Origin of the sequence: Corynebacterium sp. HMSC065H09 (assembly GCF_001812845.1) — a bacterium.
GTDB lineage: Bacteria > Actinomycetota > Actinomycetes > Mycobacteriales > Mycobacteriaceae > Corynebacterium > Corynebacterium jeikeium_D.
In genome coordinates, this window is record NZ_KV810575.1 from 1 (window position 1) to 3,477 (window position 3,477).

The 3,477-nt window shown below is 54.3% G+C and carries 1 protein-coding gene and 2 rRNA genes; all 3 read left to right on the top strand.

Annotated elements, in window-relative coordinates; translation table 11 throughout:
* Nucleotides 1-197: hypothetical protein (locus tag HMPREF2878_RS11360; protein WP_207105045.1), on the top strand; the 197-nt coding region annotated here is incomplete at its 5' end.
* A gap of 103 nt (nucleotides 198-300) precedes the next feature.
* Nucleotides 301-1,823, top strand: a 16S ribosomal RNA gene (locus HMPREF2878_RS01280).
* Nucleotides 1,824-2,206: 383 nt separating this feature from the next.
* Nucleotides 2,207-3,477, top strand: a 23S ribosomal RNA gene (locus HMPREF2878_RS01285); the annotation flags it as partial.

Consider the following 3,477-nt stretch of genomic DNA (forward strand, 5'->3'; position numbering starts at 1 on the left):
GCGTGTGTGTTGCTGGTGGGTGCCGGGGGCCTTTGTTTGTTTTGGGTCCTTTTGTGCTTGCGGGTGATGGATTGCGTGGCGGCGCCTTTGTTTGGGTGCTTTTCGCGTGGTTTTTTCATTTGTGGGAAAGATCATGGTTGTTCTCTTCTTTTTTGGCCTCGTCGGTTCGAAGGGGAGAACGTTTTATTTTTGGATAACGGCCAGGCCGCATGCATTGTTTGTGTGTGGTGGTTGTTTGTCTGTTTTTGTCAGGTTTTTGGGCCTTTCATTGTTTTTTGATTCTTCTGATTTGAAGGGTTTTTGATGGAGGGTTTGATCCTGGCTCAGGACGAACGCTGGCGGCGTGCTTAACACATGCAAGTCGAACGGTAAGGCTCCAGCTTGCTGGGGTACACGAGTGGCGAACGGGTGAGTAACACGTGGGTGACCTGCCCTGCACTTCGGGATAAGCCTGGGAAACTGGGTCTAATACCGGATAGGACCGCACCGTGAGGGTGTGGTGGAAAGTTTTTTCGGTGTGGGATGGGCCCGCGGCCTATCAGCTTGTTGGTGGGGTAATGGCCTACCAAGGCGGCGACGGGTAGCCGGCCTGAGAGGGTGGACGGCCACATTGGGACTGAGACACGGCCCAGACTCCTACGGGAGGCAGCAGTGGGGAATATTGCACAATGGGCGGAAGCCTGATGCAGCGACGCCGCGTGGGGGATGACGGCCTTCGGGTTGTAAACTCCTTTCACCATCGACGAAGGGTTTCTGACGGTAGATGGAGAAGAAGCACCGGCTAACTACGTGCCAGCAGCCGCGGTAATACGTAGGGTGCGAGCGTTGTCCGGAATTACTGGGCGTAAAGAGCTCGTAGGTGGTTTGTCGCGTCGTCTGTGAAATTCCGGGGCTTAACTCCGGGCGTGCAGGCGATACGGGCATAACTTGAGTACTGTAGGGGAGACTGGAATTCCTGGTGTAGCGGTGAAATGCGCAGATATCAGGAGGAACACCGGTGGCGAAGGCGGGTCTCTGGGCAGTAACTGACGCTGAGGAGCGAAAGCATGGGGAGCGAACAGGATTAGATACCCTGGTAGTCCATGCCGTAAACGGTGGGCGCTAGGTGTGGGTTTCCTTCCACGGGATCCGTGCCGTAGCTAACGCATTAAGCGCCCCGCCTGGGGAGTACGGCCGCAAGGCTAAAACTCAAAGGAATTGACGGGGGCCCGCACAAGCGGCGGAGCATGTGGATTAATTCGATGCAACGCGAAGAACCTTACCTGGGCTTGACATATACAGGATCGCGCCAGAGATGGTGTTTCCCTTGTGGCTTGTATACAGGTGGTGCATGGTTGTCGTCAGCTCGTGTCGTGAGATGTTGGGTTAAGTCCCGCAACGAGCGCAACCCTTGTCTTATGTTGCCAGCACGTTGTGGTGGGGACTCGTAAGAAACTGCCGGGGTTAACTCGGAGGAAGGTGGGGATGACGTCAAATCATCATGCCCCTTATGTCCAGGGCTTCACACATGCTACAATGGTCGGTACAGTGGGTTGCCAGTCCGTGAGGGCGAGCTAATCCCGCAAAGCCGGTCTCAGTTCGGATCGGGGTCTGCAACTCGACCCCGTGAAGTCGGAGTCGCTAGTAATCGCAGATCAGCAACGCTGCGGTGAATACGTTCCCGGGCCTTGTACACACCGCCCGTCACGTCATGAAAGTCGGTAACACCCGAAGCCAGTGGCCTAACACATTTTGTGGGGGAGCTGTCGAAGGTGGGATTGGCGATTGGGACGAAGTCGTAACAAGGTAGCCGTACCGGAAGGTGCGGCTGGATCACCTCCTTTCTAAGGAGATTATTTTTTCTTTGTGTCATGTGTCATCGTGTTGGTGGCGTGTGGCTATTTTTTGTTTTTTGGGTGGAACACCTACTGGTTAGATCACTGAAGTGGTGGTCTGCGCGTGCGTGTGATGACTTTAAGCGTTTGTGCTTTCCTTTGGTGTTGGTTGGTTGTTGGTGCGCTGTTGGGTGTCTGGGATGACACATGTTGTTGTTCCTGTTGTACAGGTTGCTGCGTGCTGCGGGCAGGCTGCTGTTGTGGTGGTTTGTTTTGTGGTGTGTGGGTGTTGTGTGAGAACTGGATAGTGGACGCGAGCATCTTGTTTTTCTGTAAGTTCGATTTTGTCAAGCAGTTTTTCTGTTTGTGATTGTTCTTAGTTATTTGTTTGTGTGTTGTGTTGTAAGGGCGCATGGTGGATGCCTTGGCATAGTAGGCCGATGAAGGACGTGAGAGGCTGCGATAGGCCTCGGGGAGCTGCCAACTGAGCGTTGATCCGAGGGTGTCCGAATGGGGAAACCTGGCCGTCGTTGTGGGCGGTCGCCGTTAGATGAATTCATAGTCTAATTGGTGGTTACGCGGGGAAGTGAAACATCTCAGTACCCGTAGGAGTAGAAAACAATTGTGATTCCGTTAGTAGTGGCGAACGAACGTGGATGAGGCTAAACCGCGTGCGTGTGATACCTGGCAGGGTTTGCGTGCGTGGGGTTGTGGGGATGCATTGTGCAGGGTCTGCTAGCCCTGCGTTGTGTTGTGTGGGTGTAGCGGAAGTGGATTGGAATGTCCTGCCGTAGACGGTGAGAGTCCGGTACGTGAAACACCCGTGCGTGCAATTGGTGTGTTGCCCGAGTAGCAGCGGGCTCGTGGAATCTGCTGTGAATCTGCCGGGACCACCCGGTAAGCCTAAATACCTGCTTATGACCGATAGCGGATTAGTACCGTGAGGGAATGGTGAAAAGTACCCCGGGAGGGGAGTGAAATAGTACCTGAAACCATGTGCTTACAATCCGTCAGAGCCCTTTTTTGTGGGGTGATGGCGTGCCTTTTGAAGAATGAGCCTGCGAGTCAGCGGCATGTCGCGAGGTTAACCCGTTTGGTGGGGTAGTCGTAGCGAAAGCGAATACTAACTAGTGTGTTGTCAGTGGCATGTCCTGGACCCGAAGCGGGGTGATCTACCCATGGCCAGTGTGAAGCAGAGGTAAGACTCTGTGGAGGCGCGAACCCACTTAGGTTGAAAACTGAGGGGATGAGTTGTGGGTAGGGGTGAAAGGCCAATCAAACTCCGTGATAGCTGGTTCTCCCCGAAATGCATTTAGGTGCAGCGTCGTGTGTTTCCTCCTGGAGGTAGAGCTACTGGTTGGTTTAGCGGGACTATCATCTTAGCGACATCAGCCAAACTCCGAATGCCGGTGAGGTCAGAGCACGGCAGTGAGACTGCGGGGGATAAGCTTCGTAGTCGAGAGGGAAACAGCCCAGATCGCCGGCTAAGGCCCCTAAGGGTGTGCTAAGTGGAAAAGGATGTGGGATCGCGAAGACAACCAGGAGGTTGGCTTAGAAGCAGCCATCCTTGAAAGAGTGCGTAATAGCTCACTGGTCGAGTGGTTCTGCGCCGACAATGTAGTGGGGCTCAAGTACACCGCCGAAGCCGCGGCAATCACCTTTT